This is a genomic window from Roseococcus sp. YIM B11640, from assembly GCF_049727625.1.
In the GTDB taxonomy this organism is placed as follows: Bacteria; Pseudomonadota; Alphaproteobacteria; order Acetobacterales; family Acetobacteraceae; genus Roseococcus.
The window spans coordinates 248,732-272,592 of sequence record NZ_JBBJOZ010000003.1; the positions used below are offsets into that span (position 1 = coordinate 248,732).

A 23,861-nucleotide genomic window follows, 5' to 3' on the forward strand; every position below is an offset into this window, starting at 1 on the left:
ATGGATCGGGTCGCCGCGATCCTCGGCCTGGTGGCGGGCACGGTGGCGCTGCAGGCGGTGGCGCAGACGGTACTTCTATCGTCTGTGGGCTTCTTCGACCGCCGCACGCGCGAGGCGACCGAGACATGGCGCACCTTCTGGATCTCGCTCGGCGCCGTGCTGGTGCTGATCCTGGGCCATGTGGCGCAGATGGCGCTCTGGGCCGGGTTCTTCCTCTGGCGCGGCGTGCTGCCGAGTTTTGACGACGCCTACTACTTCTCGCTCGTCACCTTCGCGACGCTTGGCTACGGCGACATCGTTCTGGCGCCGCAGCACCGCATCTTCGGCGCGCTGGAGGCGGCGTGCGGATCGCTGATGCTGGGCTGGTCCACGGCGCTGATCTTCGCCGCGGTGTCCGCGGCGCGAAAGCGGGGCTGAAGGGTGATCGGGTTTGCCCGCCTTAACGGCCCGGGGCTTGGCCTCGGGACGCGAGCGCCAAGCCAGGCATGCGGAGCGTGCGCCCGGCGTCCGGGGACATAGAGGCTAAGCCACCCACTCGCCGGCGCGCATCACGGGCTCCGCGCTGCCATCGGCGCCGATGCCGTCCACATTCACCTCGGCCGAGCCGATCATCCAGTCCACGTGGATCAGGCTCTTGTTGCCGCCGCGCGCCACGAAATCCGCGTCGGTCAGCGTGTCGCCGTCCACGAAGCACTTGGTATAGGCCTGCCCGAGCGCGATGTGGCTCGCCGCATTCTCGTCGAAGAGCGTGTTGAGGAAGAGCAGCCCGCTCTTGGAAATGGGCGAGGAGGCCGGGACCAGCGCGACCTCGCCGAGGCGCCGCGCGCCCTCGTCGGTGCCGATCATGCGCTCCAGCACCTCCTGGCCCGTGCTGGCCTTGGCCTCGGTGATCTTGCCGCCCTCGAAGGTCACGCGGATGTCGCGGATGAGGGTGCCGCCATAGGAGAGCGGCTTCGTGGCCGTGACATGCCCCTGGGTGCGTGAGGCGTGCGGGGTGGTGAAGACTTCTTCCGTCGGGATGTTCGGATTGCCGGTGACGCCGTTCAGCGCCGTGGACTGCCCGCCCATCCAGGAGTGGTTGTCCGCGAGGCCGACGACGAGATCCGTCCCCGGCCCGGTGAAGCGCAGCGCCGAGTAGCGGCGGTCGTTGAGCTTCTGCCGCCGGGCCATCAGCGCCGCATTATGCGTCGCCCAGGCGGCGACCGGGTCGGCGGCGTCCACGCGGGTCGCGGCAAAGATGGCGTCCCAGAGCTTCGCCACGGCCTGCGCCTCGGAGAGCTCGGGAAACATGGCGCGTGCCCAGGCCGGGGAGGCATAGGGCACGAGGCTCCAATTGATGGCCGAGGCGGTGATGAGCTCCAGCGCGGGGCGGTAGGCCTTGGCGCGCGCGCGGTTGGCACGGGCGATCAGCCCGGGATCCTGGCCGGCCAGCAGGCTTGGGTCGTCGCCGACGATGGCGAGGCGCGCGGCGCCCGCGCGGAAGGCGGCGGCCATGCCGTCGAAGAGCCAGGCCGGCGCGTGGTCGAAGGCCTCCGGCTTGGCGAGGCGATAGCGCGACAGCGCCTGCTGGTCGTCGGAGAAGAGCGTGGTGACGAGGCTCGCCCCCGCGCGATAGGCGGCATCGGTGATGAGGCGCACCAGAGGCAGCGCGTCGATGGAGGCGGTCATCACCACCTCCTGCCCCTCGCGCAGGTTGAGGCCGACGCGGACCGCGACCTCGGCCAGGCGGGCGAGGCGGGCATCCTGGGTGGCGTGGGTGGGGGCGATCTGGTCCATGGACAGGTGCTTTCGGCTGAAGGCTCGGCCGTCAGGGTAGCCCTCGGCGGGCGGTTGGCAAACGCCCGGAAGTTGGGCCAGATCGCCGGCCAGCACATGAGGATGCCCGATGTTCTATGAACCCAAGCAGGGCCACGGCCTGCCCCATGATCCCTTCAAGGCCATCGTGGCACCCCGGCCCGTCGGCTGGATCTCCACCATCGACAAGCAGGGCCGGGCGAACCTCGCCCCCTACAGCTTCTTCAACGCCGTGCATTCGCGCCCGCCCATGCTGTGCTTCACCAGCGAGTCGATGAAGCACAGCGCGGCCAATGCGATCGCGACCAGGGAGTTCGTCTTCAACCTCTGCTCGCGCAAGCTCTTCGACGCCATGAACATCTCCTCCGGCGCGCTGGCCGAGGGCGAGAGCGAGTTCGAGGCGGCGGGGCTTGAGACCGCGCCCTGCCGCTTGGTGAAGGCGCCGCGCGTGGCTGCCGCCCCGGCCGCGCTGGAGTGCAAGGTCTCGCAGTCCTTCCGGCTGAAGGATTCCGGCGGCCAGGACCTGGAAGGCTGGATGATCATCGGGGAGGTCGTCGGCGTGCATATCGACGAGGCCTATCTGCGCGACGGGCGCTTCGACACGCTCGCCGCGCAATCGGTCGCGCGCTGCGGCTACCGCGACTATTCGGCCGTCACCGAGCTGTTCGAGGCGCTGCGCCCCACCGATGGCGGCGCCTACGCGCCCGGCCAGCGGGACCGCTGATCAGCCCGCGCGCACCGGGCCGATGCGCGAGAGGCTCAGGGTGCGGCTGTAGCTTCGGCGACCTTGCCAGGGGGGCACGTCCTCCGTGCCCAGCATGGCGTTGGTGCTGATCGGGCGAAGCTGCACCGAGCCGCCATTGGCGGTGAAGAAGCGCATGGAGATCTGCGTCAGCACGATCTGCACCGGCTGGCCCCTCCAGGTACCGGTGGCGCTCTCGTAATCGCGGTTCACCGAGGTGATGACGAACTGGTCGCCGTGGCCCTCTCGCCATTCACCGACCATCCAGCTGAGGTCGGGCGGCGGCGGATCGGGCTCGCCCGATGCGCAGGCGGCGGGCAAGCCGGCGGCGCCGAGAAGGATGGCGCGGCGAAGGAACATGGGCAACTTCTCCAAGCAAACGGTCCTGCTGTTGGGCGCAGCATAGCATGGCCTCGGTCGCGGCCCACCGTTTTCAGCGAAGCCCGTCAGGGGGTTGTGGCGCGACAGACGCGATACGGAACCGCCCCTGGCGCGATCCGGCCGCGACGGGAGGCGGATAGAACGGGTGTCATCGAAGCGCCGGCATCAGGCCGAGCCCGCCGAGAGGAGACCGTCATGATGCGTGCGTCCCACATCCTCGCCGTGCTCGCCGCCACGAGCGCCGCCGCCTGCACCCCGGCCGTCGGGCCGATGGAGCAGCAGGCCACGCAGGCGAACCTGGCCTGCCAGCAGGGCTATTACGAAGCCTGCCGCCAGGCGGCCTACCTGCAGCCGGCCGCGAATGCCGAGCGCGCGCAGAACCAGCAGGCCGCCAATGCGGGGACCGCGCTCGCCGCGGGCCTGGTCGGTGCCGCCGCCGGCGCGGCGATCGTCGGCGCCTCGTCGCCCTACTACTACCGCAGCGGCTACTACGGCCGCGGCTATTATGGCCGGGGCTATTACCGCGGCTGGTAGTCGCCTCCGCTACGCCACGATGTTCGCCCCGCCGTCCACGTAGATCGTGCCGCCCGTCACCCGGCGCGCATAGGGCGTCGCCAGATAGGCGCAGGCGAAGCCGACATCCATGATGTCGGCCAGCTCGCCTATCGGCGCGCGCTCCGCGGCCTCGACCAGCAGCAGGTCGAAATCCTTGAGGCCCGAGGCGGCGCGCGTCTTCAGCGGCCCCGGCGAGATCGCATGCACGCGGATGCCGCGCGGCCCGAGCTCATGCGCGAGATAGCGGCAAGAGGCCTCGAGCGCCGCCTTCACGGGCCCCATCACATTGTAGTTGGGCACCACGCGGGCTGCGCCGTAGTAGCTCATCGCGAACATGGAGCCGCCATCGGTCATCAGCGGCGCGGCCAGCTTGGCCATGCGCACGAAGGAATGGCAGGAGATGTCCATGGCCTTCGCGAAGCCTTCGGCCGAGCAGTCCAGCAGCCCGCCCTGCAGATCCGCCTTCGGCGCGAAGGCGATCGAGTGGACGAGCATGTCGAGCTTGCCCCAGCGCTCCTTGATCTGCTCGAACACCGCCTCCAGCTGGCCCGGCACCGAGACGTCCAGCGGCGCGACGATATCGGCGCCGAGGCCGGCCGCTAGCGGCTCGACATGCGGGCGCGCCTTCTCGTTCAGATACGTGATCGCGAGGCTTGCGCCGAGCTGCTGGAAGGCGCTGGCGCAGCCATAGGCGATGGAGCTGTCGTTCGCGACCCCGACCACCAAGGCGCGCTTGCCGGCCAGAACCTGCCCGTGCGGGCGCGGCAGATGGGCGCTCATCGCGCGCGCCGCCGCGGGCGGGCGGCTGACTTGGGCGGTTCGGGCAGGGCCTGGGGCGGAATGAAGATGCCCTCGATGCGCGCCAGCCGCGCCATCGCTGCCTCGGAGAGCGTGCCCTGCGCCGTCGCCACCTGGCGGATCGCCGCCATCGCCTCGGCCCGGGCTGCGGCGTTGTCGGGCAGCAGCTGGGGCAGGGCTTCGATCGCGCGCTCCTCGTCCAGGCGCAGGATCGCGGTCTGGTCACGGATGATGGTCCGCAGACGCTCGCGCGAAATGCGCTGGGCGTCGGGTCGGGCTTGGCGCATGGCCTCGATCATCCGGCCCGCGCGTTCGTCGAGGCGGCCATCCCCGCGTACCACGAAGATCAGTCCTCGCAGCGTGGCATCGAGCAGACCGCCCGAGCCGATCTGCAGCTCCAGCGTGGCGGCGGCGCGCTCCGCCGCCGCCTTGCAGGCGAGGTCGCGCGTGGCGTGGTGATGCGGCTTCTGCTGCGCCCCCAGCCCCACCAGGGCCTGCAGCAGCGGGGAGCCGTAGGTCGCGAGGAAGACCTGCTCCGTCCATGCGTCCCGCGCGGCGGCGTAGGCGTCGAGCGTGGAGATGATGTGCTCCGAGAACTTGCGCTCCATGGCCAGGAAAGGGTTGTCCTGGCTCACCGGCCGGCGGTCGTGCCGCGCCATGTCGGCCATCGCCCCGACGCCGCTCAGGAAGGGATTGAGCGAGGAGAAAAGCTCGAACCGCAGCCGGTTCGGATGGGTGCGCCGGAGCAGATCGGCGGTGTAGTCGTTGCTCGCTGCCCTGATGACTGGCGCGAGCACCCGCTCGTAGAGGCCGTGGTTGATCTCGGACACGCGGGCCACCGTCTCGAAGCGGCGCTCGTCTTGGGGCGAATTCCCGCCCAGCGCGCGGATATCGGCGAGCCCCCGCGGCTCCAGGCGGAACAGGTACTTGCCGTGCACCAGCTCGGGGTTGGCGGTGTCCTCCTCCTTCTCGGTGATCACCGCCTCGTAGAGGCCGGGCGGCAGCATGTCGATCAGGTCCATGCAGGAGATGAACTCGCCATGCTCTTTGGTCGCGACCTTGCCGGAGACGAATATTCCGAGATGGCCGATGGTCTGGTGCACCGTGTAGACGACCGTCTGCCCGCTGCCGATCAGGTCGGCATCCGTCTCGTAGAGATCCGTCAGCCAGCCCAGCGCCTGCTGCGGCGGGGTGATGTCGTCGCCCCAGGAGCAGAAGACGATGATGGGTGAGGTGATGTTCCTGAGGTCCACGCGCGTGCCCGCGCTCGTGACGATATCGCCGCTGGCGAGCCTGTTGCCGACGAAGAGCTCATCGACGATGAACTGTATTTCCTCGGCGTTGAGCGTGACGGGATTGCCCCACCAGGTCTCGAAATCCAGGAAGCGGGCGGTCTCGGTATCGACCTTGGAATAGACGTTGTAGATCTTCTTCCAATAGGTGTTGGACGGGTTCAGGTTCTCGAAATTCGCGATGAGATGCGCGCCGTCGAAGGTTCCGTTCCCCAAATCGCCGGCGAGGGCGGTCAGCCATGTCCCGCCCAGCATGCCGCCGGTGTAGCGCATCGGATTCTTGCCGCGCACGCCGGCCCAGTAGGAGAGGGGCGCGCCCGCCAGCATGATCGGCCCGGGGAGGTCCGGGCGGATGGCGCACATCATCATGATCTGCCAGCCCGCCTGGCAATTGCCGATGAGGCAGGGCTTGCCCTCGGCGTCCTGGTGCCGCGCCGCCACGGTCTCGACGAAGAAGGCCTCCGCGCGGCAGACGTCCTCGATCGTCTGGCCGGGCACTGCGTCGGGCAGGAAGCCGACGAAATAGCAGGGATGGCCCGCGGCCAGCGCCATGCCGATCTCGCTGTCCTGCTTCATGCCGCCGATCCCGGGGCCATGGCCGGCGCGCGGGTCGAAGACGATGAAGGGGCGCTTGGCCGGGTCGATGCGCGTGCCCGCTGGCGGGAGGATGCGCACCAGCACGTAGTTCACCGGCCGCTCCAGGTTGCGCCCGTCGACCAGAAGCTCGTGATCGAAGCTCAGCACATGCGGCGCGATGCTGGCCGCGCGTTCGATCTGGACATCGCCGCGTTGTCGCAGCGTGTCGAGCAGCAGCACCGTGCGCTGCATCGCATCGGTCCAGTATTCCGCGAAGGCGGCGAAGGGCAGGGGCAGCGGCCGCGCGGCGGCGGGCGACGCGCTGGAGGCCTGCTGCGAGGCCTTGCGGGGGACGATGGGGCGAAGATCGTTGGGCATGGGAGATCTCCCGTGACGGGGTGAGGTGGGCCCTACAACTCGCGTTCCGGCCAGCCGACGAAGAGGCCGACATCGCCGGGGATACCGTTGGGATAGTTGATGATCCGGGCGCCGAAGGTGAAGCCCCCGGGCGCCAGCTCCGTCCGCCACCATTCATAGACGTCATGGAGGACGCCCGGCAGCGTTTCCTGCCAATCCTCCAGGCGGCTGGCGATGCGTCGCCCGTTGTCCGTACAGATGTCGGAAGGGAAGCTGACGATCATCACATCCTTTTCGCCCTCCTCGAAGGCGTGGCGGATCTTGGCGATGGCGTGGGCCTTGTCTTCCTCGGTGATCTTGTAGGTCATCACCTTTTCGGTGAAGGTCTTGAGTTCCTGGCGCTTCCGCTCCGCCGCGGCTTCTTCCTCGGCGCGCTTGCGCGCCAGGGCGGCATCCTTCTCGGCGAAAAGGTCCTGCACGGAAAGCGCGGGTTTGCCTTCGGTCATGTCACGTCTCCAGAACCGCGCGGGTATGGCGGAGGATCATGAGGTTCTCGTCGGTCGGGATCACATGCGCCGCGACGCGGCTGCCCGGAGTGGTGAGGCATGGCCCGTTCGCCGCATTCGCGGCGGCGTCCAGCCCGACGCCCAGCCAGGCGCAGCGCTCCAGGACCGCGGCGCGGATCGCGGCGGCGTTCTCGCCGACGCCCGCTGTGAAGACGATGCCGTCGAGCCCGCCCAGCGCGGCCGCCAGCGCGCCGATGTTGCGCGCCACCCGATGCACGAAGAGGGCGATCGCCTCGCGGGCTTCCGGCGCATCGCTCTCGAGCAGGTCGCGAAAATCCGAGGAGATTCCCGAGACGCCGAGCATGCCGCATCGCCGGTAGAGGAAGTCCTCGATCTCCTTGGCGGACATGCCCTCGTTCTGCATGAGGTAGAGGACGAGCCCCGGATCCATCTCGCCGCTGCGCGTGCCCATCGGCAGCCCGTCGAGCGCGCTGAAACCCATGGTCGTGGCGACGCTGCGCCCCGCATGCAGCGCGCAGAGCGAGGCACCGTTGCCCAGATGCGCGGCGATCACGCGGCCCTGGGCGATGGCGGGTGTGAGCCTGGGCAGGCAGGAGGCGATGTACTCGTAGGAAAGCCCGTGGAAGCCGTAGCGCCGGATGCCGCGCGCCGTCAGCTCGCGCGGGATGGCAAAGTTGCGCTCAACATCGGCGATGGTGTGGTGGAACGCCGTGTCGAAGCAGGCGACCTGCGGTATGTCCGGCGCGAGATCGAGAATGGCGCGGATGGGCGCTAGATTGTGCGGCTGATGCAGCGGCGCGAGCTGGGAGAGGGCCGCCAGCTCGTCCAGGAGGCCGGGCGTGACGCGCTCCGGCTTCGAATGGCGGGGCCCGCCATGCACCACCCGATGGCCCAGCGCGACCAGATCATGCCCATCCAGCACGCCCCGCAACCAGGGCGGCAGCAGCGCCACCGCCTCGGCCGGCGAGGAGGGCGGCTTTGTGAGAACATCGGGGCCCGGGATGGACTGGCCCGCCGCATTCTTCGCGCGGCTGCCGACGCGCACGCCGATGCCATCGATCTGCCCCGACAGCAGGCTGCGCTCCCCTTCGTAGAACGAGAATTTCAGCGAGGACGACCCGGCGTTGACGACGCCGATGACGGGGTTCAAGCGCCCCTCCCGCCTTTCAGGGATTGCGCGAAGATACTGGCCATCGCGGCCGATGCGACGCGCGCGGCCGCGCTGTCGGAACGGCTGGTCAGGATGACGGGCGCGCGCGCGCCCAGTACCAGCCCGGCGGCCTCCGCATGGGCCAGGTAGGCGAGCTGCTTCGCCACCATGTTGCCGGCTTCCAGATCCGGGCAGAGCAGGATGTCCGGGTCGCCCGCCACCGGGCTGCCGATCTGCTTGATCCTGGCGGCAGCGAGGCTGATCGCGTTGTCGAAGGCGAGCGGCCCATCGACGATCGCGCCGCGGACCTGCCCGCGGTCGGCCATCTTGCAGAGCATGGCGGCATCCATCGTCGCCTGCATCTTCACGTTCACCGTTTCCACCGCCGCCAGGATGGCGGCCTTCGGGCGCGCGATGCCGAGCGCCTGGGCGAACTCGATGGCGTTCTGCAGGATGTCGGCCTTGGCCATGAGGTCGGGCGCGATGTTGATCGCGGCGTCCGTCACCAGCAGCGGCTTCGGATAGCTCGGCACGTCGATCAGGAAGACGTGGCTGACCCGCCGCGCGCCCCGCAGGCCGGTGTCGCGCGCCACCACCGCGGCCATCAGCTCGTCCGTGTGCAGGCTGCCCTTCATGACCGCGTCCGCCCGGCCTTCGCGCACGAGGGAGACGGCCAGCCTGGCCGCATCCTGCGGCGTCGCGGCCTCGACGATCTCGATGCCGCCCAGGCTAGCGCCCGCCGCGGTGGCGGCCGCATCGATCGCGTCCGCCCGGCCGACCAGCACGGGCTGCATGATACCCAGCCGCGCGGCCTCCAGCGGGCCGAGAAGGCTGTCGTGGTCGCACGGCCATGCCACCGCCGTGGTCATGGGGGGCAGGGCGGCTGCCCGCGCGAGCAGGGCGTCCATGTGCCGGTGCTGCTGCAGCAGGATCGCCGGCCGCTCGGGCCGGGGAACTTCCACGAGCGTCGCGGGCGGGCGGGCGGTCAGGTTCCCGTGAGCGAGGATCCGGCCGCCATGGCCCGTGATTCCCGCCGCCAGCAGCACGGAGCCGCTCTCGCGGTTCACCGCCAGCACCTCGAGCGTCGCGGTCAGCTCCTCTTCCAACTCGGGCGCGGCCTGCAAGGTGAGCTGGATGCCGAGCAGCGCGCCGCCCGGACCGGGCAATTCCTGCGCGGCGAGCTGCGAGAGCATGGCCTCGAGCAGCAGGGCCGTGTCGGTGCTCACGCCGGGCCCGTTGATCGCGGTGGCGGGAACGCCGACCAGCGCGGCGGCGAGGTCAAGGTGGTGGAGCGCCAGACGCCGGGTCGTGCTGACACGCAATCCCGGATGCAGCTCCTCCGCGGGGCGGCCGCAAAGCAGATCCGAACCGTCCATGCCAAGTGCTCCCGTCGCAGTGGAACGCCTGGGCCAGCCGGGCATGCCTGAAGACTACGAAGAACGCTGCCGCCAATTTCGGCGCAGGCGGTCGCGTGCGCCAAAGGCAGGCTATGCCATGCCTTTCTTGGAAGCCACTAAAACCTTTCCATTATGTCTCGATGACGGTCTCGCGAACGCGGTGGGATGCCGCTTCAGGCGCAGGCCGCGCAGGTCATCAATCCACGCTTGTCGCGCTCGGCTTCGACCACGAAACCGCAGCGCATGCAGTTCGCGCGATCGTCGTTCTCATCGAAGGGATCGGCGCTGCGGCGGGCGATGGCGGAGGGGGTTGCCGCCTCGGTTTGGCGGCGCCTGCGCGCGATGGGTGCCTCGCCCACAGGCGCGGGCGGCGGGTCCTCGGCTTCCGTCGACGTCGGCGTCCACATCGGCATCACATGCGCGACGGGCGGCGGGGCGGCCGCAGGCTCCGGCGGCGCTTCCGCCTGGGCGGCAGCAGGAGCGGCCGTCTTGGCGGGAAAACCCTTTGCCCAGGTCTCCGCACGGAGGCTGAACTCGTGCCGGCGGGCGGGCTTCTCGCCCGGCTTATCGCCAGGGGCGGCAGACCGGACATGCACGACTTCGACAACCCGGCTGCCGCGCAGGGCACCCCGCCGGGGCACCGTCACGTGCTCGCGCTGATCGTTCGTGGCGGAAGAATCGCCCCCAAACCGGGCGAAGACGTGGTCGATATCGTCCATGAGGCTCCATGCCCCCGTTGAGGGGCTTGTCCATAGCGCTAACTCGGCGTCGGGGACGCCGGTTGCGGCGGCCCTGGCAGGAGCATGGCACAGCACCTGCTGAGTCGCGTCGTGAAGAACTATAACATGTGGCATTCCCAAGGCAGCCATCCGCGCCACCGGGCACGATTGCGCCGCCGGCGGGGCGCTTTCATAAGACGGCTCACCGCGACCCCGGAGGGAAAGACGACCCGCGTACCCCAAGCCAAGCTGCCGGCCAGTGCCGGGTTCTGGAGCGGCCTCAGGCATTGGTCGCCTTCGCCTGTCATCGGGGCCTCGCTGCTGGCCCATGGCGCGGGCGCGGCTGCCCTCGTTGCGGCACCTCAGCTCTGGCCACAGCTGCTGGCGGCCTTTGCCCTGAACCACGCGGTGCTGGCATGCGGGATGCATCCGCGAAGCACCATGCTGGGCCCTAATCTGAAGCGCCTGCCCACGGGCCCGGATGCCAGCCTGGTGCTGACCTTCGACGATGGGCCCGATCCCGAGGTGACGCCGCGGGTGATGGACATGCTCGACGCCTTCGGCGCAAAGGCGAGCTTCTTCGTCGTGGGACGCCGGGCCGAGCAGCATCCCCGCTTGCTGCGGGAACTGGTGCGGCGCGGCCATGGCGTCGAGAATCATACCTACAGCCATCCCTACGGCTTCGCCTGCATGGGGCCGGTGGCGCAATGGCGCGAGATCCGCCGGGCGCAGGACGTCATCGCCGATGCCTGTGGCCAGGCGCCGCGCTATTTCCGCGCGCCGATGGGGCTGCGCAATCCACTGCTCGGACCTGGCCTGGCGGCGGAGGGCCTGGCCCTGGTCTCGTGGACGCGGCGCGGCTACGACACGCGGCGGAAAGACCCGGCAAGGGTGCTCGCGCGGCTCACGAAGGGATTGGCCGCGGGCGACATTCTGCTGATGCACGATGGCTCCTCCGCGCGCGGCGAGGATGGCCGACCCGTCGTGCTGGAAGTGCTGCCGCAGCTGTTGCGCCGGATGGGCGGGCTCGGCCTCACTTCCGCCGCGCTTCCCGTCCTGCCGACCAGCGGAGTTTGAGAAGCCAGGGCAGCCGCATCACCATTCCCAGTACCAGGCGGGTGTGCATGAAGGTCAGCAGCATGTTGTCGCGCCCGTAGCGGAAATGCGAGACCCCGCCTTCCTCGGGCCGGAGGTAGCGCACAGGCGCGCCGAGGTTCACCGGCCGGATGCCGGCCCAGCAGAGGCGCACCGCCGCCTCGGGGTCGAAGTCGAAGCGGCGCATCCAGCGGTTGCCTTCCATGATCCGGACCAGTGGCGCGATGGGATAGACGCGGAACCCGAACAGCGAATCGCCGATGCCCAGGCCCAGCGTCTCCACGTTCGCCCACCAGTTGGAGATCTTGCGGCCGCGCACGCGCAGCTGGGGCGCATCCTCGCCGAAGCGGGGCAGGCCGAGGATCATGGCATCCGTCTCGGCTTCCGCGGCTGCCATGAAGGCCGGGATCAGGCTCGCCGGATGCTGCCCGTCGGCGTCCATCGTCAGCGCATGGGTGAAGCCCGCGGCCATGGCCGCCCGCAGGCCGTGCAGCACGGCTGCGCCCTTGCCGGAATTCTGCGGGAGCGTGAACACCCTCAGGCCAGGATCCGAGAGGGCGGCCTCCCGCACCGGAGCGTCGCTGCCGTCGGTGCTTCCGTCCACCACGACCCAGACGTCCGGCCATTGCGCGCGGGCCGCCTGCACGGTCTCCATCAGCTTGGCCCCGCTGTCGTAGCTGGGGATGAGCACGAGGCTTTTCGGCTCCGGCATCAGGCGGGGGCCAGCTCGGCGCGGAAATACTGCTCCAGCCGGCCGACGAAGGCGTGGGCGTCGTCCCCGACCTCGAAGCGCCGGCCGAGCCTGACCCGGAACACCAGCGGCAGCACCGGCGGGCGCAGCAGCGGCCAGGACTTCGAGAGGTAGGGGTTGTCGGCCTCGATCAGCACTGTCTGCACCGGTGCCCCCGCCGCCTTGGCCATCACCGCGAAGCTGCGGTGCATGGGATCGATGGGCGGGCGCGCCGTGCGCGAACCCTCGGGGAAGATCATCAGCTGGCCCCCGCCCCGAACGGCCTCCGCCGCGTCGCGGATCATGGCCAGCGGCGCATCGTTGCGTACATATCCCGCGAGCCTGATGCCGCCGCCGAGGAAGAGGCTGTCCCACAGCTTGGCCTTGGTGATGCACACCACGCGCGGCAGGCGTGAGATGAGCAGCACGGCATCCAGCATGGTCGGATGGTTCGCGGCGATAACGAGCTCCTTCTCGTCGCGCAGCGCATCCAGCGGACGCAGATCGGCCCGCAGCACGCCGGTGATTCGCATGACCCAGAGCGCCCAGCGGAAACCGTAGGAGATCCCATATTGGCCCACGCGGCGGCCGCGCCCCTTGGGCAGCAGCGGATAGATCAGCGAGGCCGGCACGCTCCAGACCAGGCAGCTCAGCCCAAAGACGGCGAGGCAGAAGTAGAAGGCCACGCGGAAGTAGACCGCCGTGAGGAAGCCCTGCCGTTTTTCATGCCGGCCCCCGGCCATCCGGCCTGGCGGCGTCGTATCGTCCATTGGCGCTTTCGTTTCGTGGCCGTGCTGTTGTTGTCGCCGCCCGGCAGGGTGGTGGCGGAAGCGTCACATGGTATCGTCGGGCGGGTCGCCTCGCAAAGAGACGACGGGATGAAGGTGCAGGCGATTGACGGGCTCGACCAGCGATCAACAGGCCGGGGCGCCGCACGCACCGCTGCTCGACTATTACGCCGCGCCCCAGGCCCGCGCCGGCTTCGTCCGCGACATCTTCGACCGCACCGCTTCTTCCTACGACCGGATCAACGGCGTCCTCTCCTTCGGCTCGGGCGGGTGGTACCGCCGCCGGGCGCTGCGGCGCGCGGGGCTGAGGCCGGGCGACCGGATGCTCGATGTGGCGGTCGGCACGGGGCTCGTGGCACGCGAAGGCGCGGCCATCCTGGGCCGGCCCGTGGATGTCATCGGCCTCGACCTCAGCCTCGGCATGCTGGCGGAGGCGCGGCGCGCGCTGCCCATCCCGCTCATCCAGTCGCGCGCCGAGGAACTGCCCCTGGCCGATGCCAGCGTGGATTTCGTGAGCATGGGCTATGCGCTGCGCCACGTTACCGACCTGAGCGTGCTCTTCGCCGAATTCCGCCGCGTGCTGCGTCCCGGCGGACGCGTGCTGGTGATGGAGATCGCCCGGCCCGAGAGCCGCTTAGGCTATGCCCTGGTGAAGGCCTATGTCGGGCGGATCGTGCCCGCGCTGAGCCGCCTGGCCGGAGCCGATTCGCGCACGCTCATGCGCTACTACTGGGACACGATCGACGCCTGCGTGCCGCCCGCCGAGATCATGCGGCGGCTGGAAGGGGCGGGCCTCGCGGAGGTGTCCTGCTGGACCGAGCTCGGCACCTTCCGCGCCTATATGGCCCGGCGCGCGTGACGATGGCTCCGGTGGAAGTGCCCGCGCTGCGACCGCTCGCGGCCCGGGTGGTGGACCGCTATGCCGGCTGCTCGCGCTACGCCCGGGGATTCGTCCAGGGCAAGCTGCTGACCGACCCCGCGACCGGCGCCATCCTGCGGCTGGCGGCCGCGAAGGGCGGCTTCGGCCGCGTCGCGGACCTCGGCTGCGGCCGGGGGCAGGTCGGCCTCGCGCTGCTGCTGGCGGGGCTGGCGGAGAGCGTGGCCGGGCTCGATCTCGATGCCGGCAAGATCGCGGATGCGAAGCGCGCCGCCGCCGGCCTGCCCGCCGGCTACGAGGCGGCGGACCTCGCTTTGGCGCCCGTGCCCCCCTGCGACACCGTGCTGATCTTCGACGTGCTGCTGCAGATGCCGGTCCGCGCCCAGCTCGACCTCGTGGCCCGCATGGCGGAGGCGGCCCAGCGCCGCGTCGTCATTCGCGCCTTCGACCCGGATTGCGGCTGGCGCGCCCGGCTGGGCAGCGCCATGGAGGAGGCGGGCCGCCGCCTCCGCCGAGACGGCTCGGCCTTCGAGCCCCTGCCGCTCGCACGGCTGGAAGCTCCCTTGCGGGAGCGCGGCTTCCAGACGCGGGTCACGCCCTGCTGGGGCTGGACGCCGCTGCCGAATGTCATGCTGGTCGCGGAACGACCCCGCTGAGGTGTCCGGCGTTGCGGGAAATGGCCCCGTTCTGCTAAGGAAATTGAGGTTGGCACTCAACCATCGGTGTTGGTGCAGCGCTACACTGCCATCACCGTTGCGGGGAGCCCATGAACACCCAGGACGCCACGGCACTGCAACAAGGGCAGTCCGCCGATCCATTCGAGTCCGAAGTCGCGCGGCTTATCGTCGGTGCCCTTTCGCTGGAAATCGCGCCCGAGGAGATCGACCCGGAGGCGCCCCTGTTCGGCGAGGGCCTCGGTCTCGATTCGATCGACGCGCTGGAAATGTCTCTCGTGATTTCGAAGGCCTACGGTGTCCAGCTGCGCTCGGATGACGAGCGTAACCATCGCATCTTCGCCTCCCTCCGCAGCCTTGCCGGCCATATCGCGAAGCAGCGGGAAGGGTAGGGGCGTGTCCGCGCGGCGAGGTTCCGCCGGCGATGGGTTGTCCTGGACCGGACCGGCGATCTGGGCGCTGGCGATCGTGCCCGAGCTCGCCTTCGGCGCGCTGGCCTTCTGGATCGCGGGCCGCCATGGCCCCGCGCTGCTGGCCGCGGCCATCAATCTCGTGGTCTGCCTGCGCTTCGCCATGACGCTGCGTCCTGGCCAGGTACCGCTCATCACCCGCTATGCGCGTTGCGACCGCCTGGGCCTGCCGCCGGAATGCGAGGGCTATACGCGCGGGCTGACCTCGGCCTGGGCCTGGCTCCTGGCCGGCTTCGCGCTGCTGCATGCGCTGGCCATGGCCGATCTCTGGCCGATGGCGGCGGTCGGGCGGTGGCAGGCGATCGCCTTCACAGGCTTCTTCCTCGGCGAGCACCTGTTCCGGAGCTGGCGCATGCCGCAGCTCGGCATCGCCACGCCCTGGCGTACCTTCCAGGCCATCTGGCGGGCCAGCACGCGGCGCGGGGAGGCTCCCCATGCGGCGTGACCTCTGGAGGGGGCGGGAGGAGACGATCTGCTACCGCGGCGCCCGCGGCCCGGTATCCGCGGGCGCCTTCCTGGACCAGGCCACGGCCCTGGCCGCCCGTCTGCCCGAGAGCGGCTACGCGGTGAACCTCTGCGCCGACCGGTATTTCGCCCTGCTCGGCTTCATGGCCGCGTTGCTGCGGGGGCACCCGACGCTGCTGGGTGGCGGCCCCAGCGCGACGCCGGCCTATCTCGACATGGTGACCGCCGGCTATCCCGGCGCCTATGCGATGCTGGACCATGAGCGGCCCGGCACGGAGCTGCCGATCCAGCGGGTCGATGCGCCGTGGGAGGGGGGCCGGGCGGAATGGCCTGGCATCCCCATGGATCGCGTGGCGGCCATCGCCTTCACCTCCGGCTCGACCGGCCAGCCGACCGCCCACACCAAGCCCTGGGGGGCCTTCGTGGCGGCCACCATGGCCGCCGCCGAGCGCTTCGGCCTGAGGGATGAGCCAGTCGCCAGCCTCGTCGCCACCGTGCCGCCGCAGCACATGTACGGCTTCGAGACGACGATGCTGCTGCCGCTGCTGGCCCGCACCGCGATCCATTCGGGCGCGACCTTCTTCCCCTCCGACGTGCGCGACGCGCTGGAAGCGGTGCCGGAGCGCCGCATCCTCGTCACCACGCCGCTGCATCTGCGCGCCATGCTGGCCGACCGCCGGCCCATGCCCCGCCTGGAGGCCGTCATCTCCGCCACTGCGCCCCTCCCGCGCGAGACGGCCGAGGCGGTGGAGCGCGACTGGGGCACGCCGATGCTGGAGATCTATGGCGCGAGCGAGGCGGGCTCCATGGCCAGCCGTCGCACCATCGAGGATGAGCGCTGGCTGCCCTATTCGGGCGTGTCGCTGCGCCCCGGCGTCGCGAACGTGCCGGGCCTCGGCGATGTCGCCCTGTCCGATGAGCTGGAATTCGATGCGGATGGCCGCTTCCGCCTGCTGGGCCGCCTGTCGGACGTCGTGAAGCTCGGTGGCAAGCGGGCCTCGCTCGCGGAGCTGAACCGGACGCTGGCGGCCGTGCAGGGCGTGCTGGACGGCGTCTTCGTCGCGCCTGAGGACCTCGACAGCAACCCCACCTCGCGCCTCACCGCCTATGTCGTGGCGCCCGGCCGCTCGGCGGAGGACATCCTCGTCGCGCTGCGCGGGCGGGTGGACCCGGCCTTCCTGCCGCGCCGGATGATCCTGGTGGACGCCCTGCCGCGCGATGGGCTCGGCAAGCTGCCCAGGCAGGCGCTGGCGGCGCTCGGCTGATGACGGTGGCGCGCTTCACCCTGCCGGCCGGCCACCCGGCCCTGCCGGGCCATTTTCCCGGCCGGCCCATCGTGCCCGGCGTGCTGCTGCTGGATGCGGTGCTGAAATCGGCCCCGGGGCCCGCCGGAGCGCCGCGCCGCATCCTGCGCGCCAAGTTCGCGGCCCCTGTCGCGCCCGGCGCCGAGGTCGAGATACACTACGAGCCCCGGGCCGGCGGCCGGACGCACTTCACCTGCCGCTGCGACGGCAAGACCGTTCTGCTGGGCGAGCTCTGATGCCGGACGGTGCCGGTCCCGGCACCGCCTGGACGGCGGCCCCCGAGCGCGGCAGCGACTGGATCGTCCACGTTATGATCTGGATCGCGCGGCGTCTCGGCTGGGGCGTGGCGCAGGCGCTGCTCTACCCGATCACCGGCTATTTCCTGATCTCTTCGCCCCGGCAGCGGGCGGTGGCGCGCCGGTATCTGGGCCGCGCCCTGGGCCGGCCGGCAGGCCTCCGGGACCTCTGGCGCCTCTACTTCGCCTTCGCCTCCACCATCCTGGATCGCGTCTGGCTGGTCCCCGGCGACACGCGCGGCTTCACCATCGAGATCACGGGGCTGGAGGCGCTGCGCGAGATCATCGCGGAGGGCCACGGCTGCCTGCTCTTCGGCGCGCATTTCGGCAGCTTCGAGGCCCTGCGCGCCGTGGCCGATGCGGGTTCGCCCGTCGAGGTCTCCGTCCTGATGCACGAGACCAATGCCCGGCTGAAGGCGATCTTCGACCGGATGGGCGGCCCCGGCCGCGCCGCCGCCGTGATCCCGCTGGGCGAGCCGGGCTCCATGCTCCGCGTCCGCGAGGCGCTGGAGGCGGGGGGCCTCGTCGGCCTGCTGGCGGACCGCATTCCGCGGGGCGAGCGGGTGCGGCATGCGGATTTCCTGGGCCAGCCCGCGCCATTGCCCACCGGGCCGCATCTCCTGCACGAGGTGCTGGGCGCGCCGGTGATGCTGGCCTTCGGCATCTGGCGAGGCCCGCGCCACTACGAGGTCCGCTTCGAGCCCTTCTCGCCAGGCGGGACCAGCCCGCGCGCCGAGCGCGAGCAGGCCATCGCGGCCTCCGTCGCGCGCTATGCGTCGAGGCTGGAGGCGATCTGCCGGGAGCACCCCTACAACTGGTTCAACTTCCACGACTTCTGGGCGGAGGAGGGGCGATGAGGCGACGCGTGCTGCTCGGGGTGCCCATGCTCCTGGCCCGCCCCGCGGGGGCGCAGCCGGACGAGCTCTCCGAGCTCTTGCGCAGGTTGGCCGCGGTGCGCGAGCGGCGGGACCGCTTCACCGAGGAGCGCTCCATCCCCGAGCTGGACCTGCCTTTGCCCAATGAGGGCACGCTCGCCTGGACCGCGCCCGACCGGCTGGAGAAGCACACGCTCACGCCGATCGACGAGCTGATGTCCGTCTCCGGCGGGCGTCTGGTCTATGAGCGGCGGGATCGCGACGTGCGGCGGGAATTCACGCTGGCGGACCAGCCGGAGATGCTGGCCCTGGTCGAGGCCATCCGGGGCACGCTGGCCGGCGATCTCGCCGCCCTGCGGCGCCATTACGAGGTCGGCTTCGAGGGCCGCCACGACGGCGCCTGGCGCCTCGAGCTGAGGCCGCTCTCGATCCGCGTGCGCTCCTCGGTGCAGCGCATCCTCGTCATGGGGCAGGCGGCCCAGGTGACCGGCGTGGACACGGAGGGCAATGGCAGCACGACCCGCATGAGGATCCGCCCCGCCCCATGAGGCGCCTGCTGGCCGTGCTGCTGGTGCTGGCGGTCGCGGGCGGGCTCCTGGCCTGGCGCGCCCCGCCGCGCGCCGATCTCGTGGAGTTCCTGCCCGCCGGGCGCACCCCGGCCAGCGCCTTCCTCTTTCGGGAGCTGCAGAGCGGCGCGGCCACGACCCTGCTGCTGGCCGCCATCGAGGGCGCGCCGCGCGAGGAGCTGGCGCGGCTCTCGCGCGAGACGGCGGCGGCGCTGCGCGCCTCGGGCCGGTTCGCCTTCGTGGGCGACGGCAGTCTGCGGCTCTCGGAGGAGGAGCAGGCCTTCCTCTTCCGGCATCGCTACCTGCTCTCGCCGGATACGAGGCCGGAGGCCTTCACCGCCGAAGGGTTGCGGCCGAAGCTGGAGGCGCTGCTGGACGGGCTGCGCTCGGCGGCCTCGCCGCTGCTGGCGCGCTTCGGCTTCGCTGACCCGACCGGGGCCTTCCTGGGCCTCGCGGCCGGCTGGCTGGGCGACAGCCGCATCGAAAGCGCCGATGGCGCCTGGTTCGCCCCCGGCGCCGGCCGCGCCTTGCTGGTGGCGCGCGGGCAGGGGGCGGGGCTCGACGCCGAGGCGCAGCGCGAGGCCATGGAGGCCTTCCACGCCGCCTTCCAGGCCGCCAATCCCGGCCCGGCGCGCCTGCTGCTGAGTGGCCCCGGCGTCTTCGCCGCCGCGGCGGCCCGGCAGATCAGGGGCGATGTGGAGATGATCACCCTGGCCTCGGCGGCGCTGCTCGCGGCTTTCCTGTACTGGCGCTTCCGCTCGCTGGTGCTGCTGGGGCTGGTCGCCGTGCCGCTGCTGGCGGCGACGGTGGCCGGGTATGCGGCGACGGTGGCCATCTTCGGCTCCATCCACGCCATCTCGCTGGGCTTCGGCATGACGATGCTGGGCGTGACGGTGGACTACCCCATCCTCCTGGTCACCCTGCGCCGGCCGGAGGAGAGCCTTCCGCAGGCGGCCGCGCGCATCTGGCCCTCGCTGCGGCTGGCGGCGGCCGCGGCGGCCGTGGGGCTCCTGGCCATGCTGGGATCGGGGCTGCCGGGCCTGGTGCAGCTTGCCGCCTTCGCGGGCGCCGGGCTGGTGGCGGCGGCGGCCACGACGCGCTGGGTGCTGCCGCACCTCTTGCCGGCGGAGACGCGCATCGCGGCCCGGAAGCTGCCGGGCTGGATGGCCCGGTCGCTGGACGGGCTGCGCGGCCGCCCGCGCTGGGCCTATGGCGCCATCCTGGCTGCCATCGCCATCCTGGCCGTGATGGGCGGGCCGCCCGCGCAGCGCGACCTTGCCGCCCTCAGCCCCATCCCGGCGGCGCAGCAGGCGCTGGACGGGGAGCTGCGCGCGCAGCTCGGCGCGCCGGACGTCCGCAGCCTCTTCGTGATCGGCCCGGGCAGCGAGGGCGAGGTTCTGGCGCGTTCCGAGGCGCTGGCGATCGCCATCCAGCCCCTGGCGGAGCACGGGCTGCTCTCCGGCCTGGATCTGCCGAGCCGCTACCTGCCGAGCCCCGCCCTCCAGCGCGAGCGCCAGGCCGCCCTGCCGGAACCGGCCGTGCTGGCCGAGGCTGTCCGCGCCGCCGCCCAGGGGCTTCCCTTCCGCCCCACGGCCTTCGCCCCGTTCCTGTCCGCGGTCGAGCAGAGCCGGTCGCTGCCGCCGCTCGACGTGGCCGGCTTCTCGGAGGGCGCGCCCACTGTGTCCGCCCGGCTCTCGCCTCTCGTCAGCCGGCATGGCCCGGAGGTCTGGGGCATCGCGCCCGCGACCGGCGTGACCGACCCCCTGGCGCTGGAGGCGGCGGCGCGGGGGCTGGACCTGCCGGGGGTCCTCTTCCTCGACGTGAAGCTCCAGATGGAGCGCCTCCTGGCCGAGTATGGCGCCACCACGCTGCGCTGGGCGCTGGCTGGGGCCGTGCTGGTCCTGGCGCTGCTGATGACGGGGCTGCGCGGCGTCCGGGCGGGGATCGGTGTGGCGGCGCCCATCGCGGGCGCGGTGCTGGTGGCGCTGGCCGTGCTGGCGCTCTCCGGGCAGGCGATCAGCCTGTTCCATGTCGCGGCCCTGCTGCTGCTGGCCGGACTCGGCATTGATTATTCGCTGTTCCTCGCGATAAGGGACGCCCCTCATGAGCCGGAGAACGGCCGCGGCCCGCATTCCGATGACGACAGACCAGGAGCCGTCTTGACCTGCGCGATATCCACGCTGCTGACCTTCGGCCTGCTCGCGCTCTGTGACACGCCCGTCCTGCATGGCATCGGCCTGACCGTGGCCGCCGGCGTCGCGGCCGCCTTCCTGCTGGCCTGCGCACTCTCCGCGCCCGCCGGGAGGGCCTGAGCCTTGGGAACGATGTGGCCGCTCGCCATCACCGCCCGTAGCGCCGTCACCGCGCTGGGCGCGGGCACCGAGGCGCTGCGGCGGGGCCTGCAGGCCCGCCGCGGCGGCCTCGCGCCCTGCACCTTCCCTGGCGTGCCCGAGGGGATCTGGGTGGGCGCCGTCGGCGGGCTGGAAGACGCCGCGCCCCCGGCCGAGCTCGCTGCCTATGACTGCCGCAACAACCGCCTCGCCGAACTGGCCCTCCGGGCCGACGGCTTCGAGGCGGCCGTCGCCCAGGCCCGCGCGCGCCACGGGGCGGATCGCGTGGCCGTGGTGGTGGGCACCAGCACCGCCGGCATCGAGGAGACGGAACAGGCCCATGCCCGCCGCCCGGCCGGGCAGACGGCGCTGCCGGACGATTTCGACTATGCCCGGACGCACGACCTTCAGGCCCTGGCGGACTACCTCCGCGCGCGGCTCGGCCTGGCCGGGCCGGCGCTGGTGGTCTCCACCGCCTGCACCTCCGGCGCGCGGGCCATCATGCAGGCCGCCGCGCTGATCGCGAGCGGGCTGGCGGATGCCGCCGTCACGGGCGGCGTGGACAGCCTCTGCCGCCTCACGCTCAACGGCTTCGGCTCCCTCGAACTGCTGAGCAAGGGACCGACAAGGCCCTGCGCGGGCGACCGCGACGGCATCTGCATCGGCGAGGCGGCCGGGCTGCTGTTGCTGGAGCGCCCGGGCGACGCCCCCGGCGCGCCGCTTCTCCTCGGCGCGGGGGCGAGCAGCGACGGCCACCACATGTCCTCGCCGCACCCGGACGGGCTGGGCGCGGTCGGCGCCATGCGGGCGGCCCTGGCGGCGGCGGGCCTGGCGCCCGGGGCGATCGACTACGTGAATCTCCACGGCACCGGCACGCGCGCCAATGACGCCATGGAGGACCGTGCGGTCCATCACGTCTTCGGGGAGGCCGTCCCTTGCAGCTCCACCAAGGGCTGGATGGGTCACACACTGGGCGCATCGGGCGCCGTCGAGGCCATCGTGGCCATGCTCGCCATCGAGGACGGGCTGATCCCCGGCTGCCTGGGCGTCGAAACGCCCGACCCGTCGTTCCGGTCGCGGGTCGCGACCGGGAACATCGAAGCGCCCCTGAGCCGGGTGCTGAGCAATTCCTTCGGGTTCGGCGGCAGCAACTGCAGCCTGATCCTGGGGACGAGCGCGCTTTGAGGTGCTTTGTGGGAGGGCTTTCCGTCCTGGGCCCCGGCCTGCCGGGCTGGGCCGCGTCCGAGCCGGTGCTGGCCGGCCTCGCGCCCTGGACCCAGGCGGAGGCCGTGGCGCCGCCGCCCGCCATCCTGGCGGCCACGGAGCGCCGCCGCGCCGGGACGACCGTTCGTTTCGCCCTCGCCGCCGCCATGGAGGCCACCGAGGGCGAGGATCGCGCCGCGCTGGAGACCGTCTTCGCCAGTGCCAATGGCGATGGGACCGTGATCGGGGGCATGATGGCCGCGATGCATGATCCGAACGGCATGATCTCGCCGACCCAGTTCCATAACTCCGTGCACAACGCCCCGGCCGGCTACTGGCACATCGCGGCGGGCTCGACCGCGCCCTCGCTCAGCGTCGGCGGCCATGACGGGGCCTTCGCCGCGGGGCTGCTGGCGGCCATGACCTCCGTGGCGTCCGGTGGCGGGCCCATCCTCCTCTGTGCCTACGACACGCCCATGCCGCCGCCCTTCGATGCCGTGCGGCGCACGGATTTCCCCTTCGCCACGGCCATGGTGCTGCACCCGGATGCGGCGGGCGCCAGGGCCTCCCTGGAGCTTGCCTTCCGGCCCGGCGCCGCCCCGCGCGCCGAGGCCCCGGGCCTGGACGCGTTGGCCGAGGGCAATGCCGCCGCGCGCGCGATCCCGCTGCTGCGCGCCATCGCCGGGCGCCGCGCCGAGACGCTGCGGCTGCCCTACCTGCCCGACGCGCATCTGGAGCTGCGGGTGGCGCCATGCTGACGCCGCCGCTGCTGCGCCAGGAGATCGAGCAGCTGGTGCCGCATCGCGGGGCGATGTGCCTGCTCGACCGCGCCGTGCTGTGGGATTTTTCGCAGATTCTCTGCGAGACGGAGCGGCACCGCGACCCCGGCAACCCGCTGCGGCGCGACGGGCTGCTGCCTGCGGTCTGCGGGGTGGAATTCGCGCTGCAGGCCATGGCGCTGCACGGCGCGCTCACCTCCGGCGCGCCGCAGCCGGTGGGCTTCGTCAGCAGCCTGCGGGATCTCGCGCTGCATGTGGACCGGCTGGAAGACCTCGCCGACCCGCTGCGGATCGAGGCCGTGGCCCTCGTCGCCGAGGCCTCGGGCTTCATCTACCGCTTCGGGATCTCGGCCGGCGACCGGCTGCTGATCGAGGGCCAGGCCGCCATCATCATCCAGGCCTCGGCGTGACGCGCCGCGCCCTGGTGACGGGCGGGTCCAGCCCCATCGGCGCCGCCATCTGCCGACGCCTCGCGGCCGAGGGGCACGAGGTGCTGGTGCATGCCCATGGCAACCTCGCCCGCGCCGAGGCGCTGGCCGCCGAGATCGGCGGCACCGCCTTCGCCTGCGACCTGACCGACATCCCTGCCACGGCGACGGCGATCGAGGCGCTGCTGGCGGGCGGCCCGGTCCAGATCCTCGTCCACAATGCCGGGACGCATGAGGACGTGCCGCTCGCCGGCATGTCGGAGGCGCAGTGGCGCGGCGTGGTGGATGTGACGCTGAACGGCTTCTACGCGGCGCTGCGCCCGCTCATCCTGCCGATGATCGGCACGCGCTGGGGGCGGATCGTCGCGATCTCCTCCATCTCGGGCCTGCTCGGCAACCGCGGCCAGGCGAATTACGCGGCGGCGAAGGCGGGGCTGATCGGTGCGGTGAAGACCGTCTCGCTCGAATACGCCTCGCGCGGGGTGACGGCGAATGTCGTGGCGCCGGGCATCATCGAGAGCCCGGCGGTGGCGGCGGCCATGCCGCGCGAGAAGATCGCGGAGCTCGTGCCCGCCCGCCGCGCCGGAAAGCCGGAGGAGGTGGCGGAGCTCGTGGCCTTCCTGGCCTCCGAGCGCGCCGCCTATATCTCCGGCCAGACCATCGCGGTCAGCGGCGGACTGGGCTAGCCGCGCG

At 71.5% G+C, this 23,861-nt stretch carries 27 protein-coding genes; 17 read left to right on the plus strand and 10 right to left on the minus strand.

What is annotated here, in order from left to right:
• Entirely contained in the window at positions 1-417 is a 417-nt protein-coding gene (locus WJM96_RS15085; RefSeq protein WP_424813342.1) for an ion channel, read from the plus strand.
• A gap of 105 nt (positions 418-522) precedes the next feature.
• Here the strand turns inward: WJM96_RS15085 and WJM96_RS15090 are convergent, their stop codons facing one another.
• Positions 523-1,776, minus strand: a complete 1,254-nt coding sequence (locus WJM96_RS15090) for an aminopeptidase (RefSeq protein ID WP_424813343.1) — start codon at positions 1,774-1,776, stop codon at positions 523-525.
• Between the two features lie 109 nt (positions 1,777-1,885).
• On the opposite strand from WJM96_RS15090, the gene WJM96_RS15095 reads away from it, so the two are divergent.
• A complete protein-coding gene (locus WJM96_RS15095) occupies positions 1,886-2,518 on the plus strand; it encodes a flavin reductase family protein (RefSeq protein ID WP_424813344.1) in 633 nt (210 codons plus the stop codon).
• Here the strand turns inward: WJM96_RS15095 and WJM96_RS15100 are convergent, their stop codons facing one another.
• Positions 2,519-2,896 carry a hypothetical protein gene (locus WJM96_RS15100; RefSeq protein ID WP_424813345.1) on the minus strand — a complete coding sequence of 126 codons (378 nt, stop codon included), beginning with the start codon at positions 2,894-2,896 and terminating at the stop codon, positions 2,519-2,521. It abuts the gene before it with no gap.
• 216 nt (positions 2,897-3,112) lie between these two features.
• On the opposite strand from WJM96_RS15100, the gene WJM96_RS15105 reads away from it, so the two are divergent.
• A complete protein-coding gene (locus WJM96_RS15105; RefSeq protein WP_424813346.1) occupies positions 3,113-3,451 on the plus strand; it encodes a hypothetical protein in 339 nt (112 codons plus the stop codon).
• Between the two features lie 9 nt (positions 3,452-3,460).
• On the opposite strand, the gene fabI is transcribed toward WJM96_RS15105, so the two are convergent.
• The 6 genes from fabI to WJM96_RS15135 form a co-directional block, all read right to left on the minus strand.
• Positions 3,461-4,252, minus strand: coding sequence for an enoyl-ACP reductase FabI (gene fabI, locus WJM96_RS15110; RefSeq protein WP_424813347.1), 792 nt, complete (start codon positions 4,250-4,252; stop codon positions 3,461-3,463).
• Positions 4,249-6,516: a DUF3141 domain-containing protein gene (locus WJM96_RS15115; RefSeq protein ID WP_424813348.1), complete on the minus strand. Its 2,268-nt coding sequence runs from the start codon at positions 6,514-6,516 to the stop codon at positions 4,249-4,251. The genes fabI and WJM96_RS15115 overlap by 4 nt, the downstream gene beginning before the upstream one ends.
• A 32-nt stretch (positions 6,517-6,548) precedes the next feature.
• Positions 6,549-7,001 carry a hypothetical protein gene (locus tag WJM96_RS15120; RefSeq protein WP_424813349.1) on the minus strand — a complete coding sequence of 151 codons (453 nt, stop codon included), beginning with the start codon at positions 6,999-7,001 and terminating at the stop codon, positions 6,549-6,551.
• 1 nt (position 7,002) lies between these two features.
• On the minus strand, positions 7,003-8,172 hold the full coding sequence (locus WJM96_RS15125) for an acetate/propionate family kinase (RefSeq protein WP_424813350.1): 1,170 nt from the start codon (positions 8,170-8,172) through the stop codon (positions 7,003-7,005).
• Positions 8,169-9,548: a bifunctional enoyl-CoA hydratase/phosphate acetyltransferase gene (locus WJM96_RS15130; RefSeq protein ID WP_424813351.1), complete on the minus strand. Its 1,380-nt coding sequence runs from the start codon at positions 9,546-9,548 to the stop codon at positions 8,169-8,171. Before WJM96_RS15130 ends, WJM96_RS15125 begins: the two co-directional genes overlap by 4 nt.
• A gap of 194 nt (positions 9,549-9,742) precedes the next feature.
• Positions 9,743-10,288, minus strand: a complete 546-nt coding sequence (locus tag WJM96_RS15135) for a hypothetical protein (protein ID WP_424813352.1) — start codon at positions 10,286-10,288, stop codon at positions 9,743-9,745.
• Positions 10,289-10,729: 441 nt separating this feature from the next.
• Between WJM96_RS15135 and WJM96_RS15140 the strand changes: the two genes are divergently transcribed.
• Positions 10,730-11,365, plus strand: a complete 636-nt coding sequence (locus WJM96_RS15140; RefSeq protein WP_424813353.1) for a polysaccharide deacetylase family protein — start codon at positions 10,730-10,732, stop codon at positions 11,363-11,365.
• Here WJM96_RS15140 and WJM96_RS15145 read toward each other — a convergent pair.
• Both WJM96_RS15145 and WJM96_RS15150 read right to left on the minus strand, forming a co-directional pair.
• Positions 11,322-12,095 carry a glycosyltransferase family 2 protein gene (locus WJM96_RS15145; protein WP_424813354.1) on the minus strand — a complete coding sequence of 258 codons (774 nt, stop codon included), beginning with the start codon at positions 12,093-12,095 and terminating at the stop codon, positions 11,322-11,324. The two genes, WJM96_RS15140 and WJM96_RS15145, sit on opposite strands and share 44 nt — an antisense overlap.
• Entirely contained in the window at positions 12,095-12,883 is a 789-nt protein-coding gene (locus tag WJM96_RS15150) for a lysophospholipid acyltransferase family protein (RefSeq protein WP_424813355.1), read from the minus strand. Before WJM96_RS15150 ends, WJM96_RS15145 begins: the two co-directional genes overlap by 1 nt.
• 124 nt (positions 12,884-13,007) lie before the next feature.
• Between WJM96_RS15150 and WJM96_RS15155 the strand changes: the two genes are divergently transcribed.
• The 13 genes from WJM96_RS15155 to fabG all read left to right on the plus strand — a co-directional run bounded on the left by WJM96_RS15155 (position 13,008) and on the right by fabG (position 23,854).
• Entirely contained in the window at positions 13,008-13,760 is a 753-nt protein-coding gene (locus tag WJM96_RS15155) for a class I SAM-dependent methyltransferase (protein ID WP_424813356.1), read from the plus strand.
• 2 nt (positions 13,761-13,762) lie between these two features.
• On the plus strand, positions 13,763-14,434 hold the full coding sequence (locus tag WJM96_RS15160) for a methyltransferase domain-containing protein (protein WP_424813603.1): 672 nt from the start codon (positions 13,763-13,765) through the stop codon (positions 14,432-14,434).
• Positions 14,435-14,544: 110 nt separating this feature from the next.
• A complete protein-coding gene (locus tag WJM96_RS15165) occupies positions 14,545-14,844 on the plus strand; it encodes a phosphopantetheine-binding protein (protein WP_424813357.1) in 300 nt (99 codons plus the stop codon).
• 4 nt (positions 14,845-14,848) lie between these two features.
• Positions 14,849-15,367: a hypothetical protein gene (locus WJM96_RS15170; protein ID WP_424813358.1), complete on the plus strand. Its 519-nt coding sequence runs from the start codon at positions 14,849-14,851 to the stop codon at positions 15,365-15,367.
• Entirely contained in the window at positions 15,357-16,652 is a 1,296-nt protein-coding gene (locus WJM96_RS15175) for an AMP-binding protein (RefSeq protein ID WP_424813359.1), read from the plus strand. The genes WJM96_RS15170 and WJM96_RS15175 overlap by 11 nt, the downstream gene beginning before the upstream one ends.
• Positions 16,652-16,927 (plus strand): 3-hydroxyacyl-ACP dehydratase FabZ family protein, encoded by a 276-nt coding sequence (locus WJM96_RS15180; protein WP_424813360.1) that lies wholly within the window; start codon positions 16,652-16,654, stop codon positions 16,925-16,927. Before WJM96_RS15175 ends, WJM96_RS15180 begins: the two co-directional genes overlap by 1 nt.
• Entirely contained in the window at positions 16,927-17,844 is a 918-nt protein-coding gene (locus WJM96_RS15185; protein WP_424813361.1) for a hypothetical protein, read from the plus strand. The genes WJM96_RS15180 and WJM96_RS15185 overlap by 1 nt, the downstream gene beginning before the upstream one ends.
• Complete coding sequence (locus tag WJM96_RS15190) at positions 17,841-18,410, plus strand: LolA family protein (RefSeq protein WP_424813362.1); 570 nt, start codon at positions 17,841-17,843, stop codon at positions 18,408-18,410. The genes WJM96_RS15185 and WJM96_RS15190 overlap by 4 nt, the downstream gene beginning before the upstream one ends.
• Entirely contained in the window at positions 18,407-20,740 is a 2,334-nt protein-coding gene (locus tag WJM96_RS15195) for an MMPL family transporter (protein WP_424813363.1), read from the plus strand. Before WJM96_RS15190 ends, WJM96_RS15195 begins: the two co-directional genes overlap by 4 nt.
• 12 nt (positions 20,741-20,752) lie before the next feature.
• Positions 20,753-21,943 carry a beta-ketoacyl-ACP synthase gene (locus tag WJM96_RS15200; protein WP_424813364.1) on the plus strand — a complete coding sequence of 397 codons (1,191 nt, stop codon included), beginning with the start codon at positions 20,753-20,755 and terminating at the stop codon, positions 21,941-21,943.
• A gap of 8 nt (positions 21,944-21,951) precedes the next feature.
• The gene (locus tag WJM96_RS15205) at positions 21,952-22,719 is read left to right on the plus strand and encodes a beta-ketoacyl synthase chain length factor (protein ID WP_424813365.1); all 768 of its coding nucleotides are present in this window, start codon (positions 21,952-21,954) and stop codon (positions 22,717-22,719) included.
• Positions 22,713-23,150, plus strand: coding sequence for a phosphotransferase (locus WJM96_RS15210; protein WP_424813366.1), 438 nt, complete (start codon positions 22,713-22,715; stop codon positions 23,148-23,150). Before WJM96_RS15205 ends, WJM96_RS15210 begins: the two co-directional genes overlap by 7 nt.
• Positions 23,147-23,854, plus strand: a complete 708-nt coding sequence (gene fabG, locus WJM96_RS15215; protein WP_424813367.1) for a 3-oxoacyl-ACP reductase FabG — start codon at positions 23,147-23,149, stop codon at positions 23,852-23,854. Before WJM96_RS15210 ends, fabG begins: the two co-directional genes overlap by 4 nt.
• Positions 23,855-23,861 lie beyond the last annotated feature (7 nt).